Source organism: Helicobacter pylori SA221C, assembly GCF_000476855.1.
In the GTDB taxonomy this organism is placed as follows: domain Bacteria; phylum Campylobacterota; class Campylobacteria; order Campylobacterales; family Helicobacteraceae; genus Helicobacter; species Helicobacter pylori_DK.
The window spans coordinates 1-1,256 of the sequence record NZ_CBPT010000037.1 but is presented as its reverse complement, the minus strand read 5'-3'; the positions used below and the strand labels follow the sequence as shown (position 1 = coordinate 1,256).

The following is a 1,256-nucleotide window of genomic DNA, read 5'->3' as shown; positions in this document are numbered from 1 at the left end:
ATTTTTTAACCCATCTCCTTATGGCGCGCAACAAGGGTAAGGATTTTTGATAAGCTTTGCGATAGATTTTAAAAGTGGTGTTTTGAGAGAGTTCTAATAAAGGCGAGGCGTTTTGTAAAAGGCGCTCATAATTAACCCTCAAATCATCAATAGATACTAACGGCTCATTCAAATCACGATGAAGAGCAGAATAATGATGGGCATCGCAATGATAAATCGTGTCGTTTTCTAAAATCGTTTTAAAAAAATCTAGGATTTTTTTAAAACTCAAATCTTGGTAAAAGTAAGCTTTCCCATCAAGGGTGTTTAAAGGGTTTTCATAGAGCATGTCTAAATAAGCGTTTGGGTGCGTGTGCAAGTATCTCACGTAATCAATCGCTTCATCAAAATCTTTAAAATCATGCACATTCACAAAACTCTTAGGGTTAAAATCTTGTGCTACGCTGGGACTCCCCCAATAAATAGGAATGGTGTGGCTAAAATAAGCGTCAATGATTTTTTCGGTTACATAGCCATAGCCTTGTGAGTTTTCAAAACACAGATTGAATTTGTATTGGCTTAAAAACTCGCTCTTGTTTTCAACCTTATAGCCTAAAGTGTTTTTTACTGCTCCTCCCCCAGTAACTGGCTCAATAGCGTTTAAAGCGTCATAGAAAGCGTTCCTTTTAGGAGCGTTAGCGTTGCTCGCTACAAAACTGGCAAACCCTCTTTTCAAAGGATCGCTCTCATTATTGATGAGCGCGCACAAATTAGGGTGGTTTTCTTCAAAACAATGGGAGGGTTTTTTTAAAGCATAAAGGCTGTCAGCTTGGAGTTTATAGGGTGAAGTGGTGTCATTAACGATCTCGGCTTCATAGTGCAAATAGTTATAATACAAAGGCATTCTCAAATAACGATCTCTAAAATCCAATTCATCAAAGCCTATGGCGTAATCAAAAAGGTTGAAATTAGGGACTTCGTTCTCACCAGTGTAAAACACCCTTTTTGCGTTTTGATAGGATAAGATTTTTCTGGCCGATCCAAGAGGATTGCCAAAGACGAGATCTGAGGGTTCGTTGGGGTTTTGGTGGAGGGTGATTTTATAGCGTTGGCTTAGGATAAAATAAAGAACGCTCTTTTTAAATTCTTTAAATCTCTTTATCTCCCCACCAATTCGCCACAGCGATTTTTAATGGGGGCTTATGGGTTGTCTCTTCTATTTGGGCACTTTCTATATAAGCGTCTAATAGGGGTTGGAACATGGTTATCCTTTTAAA

The 1,256-nt window shown here is 38.4% G+C and carries 1 pseudogene; it reads right to left on the bottom strand.

From position 1 onward, the window contains the following. Positions 1 to 1,241: pseudogene (locus QU01_RS07845) on the bottom strand (glycosyltransferase family 10 domain-containing protein); the annotation flags it as partial. Positions 1,242 to 1,256 lie beyond the last annotated feature (15 nt).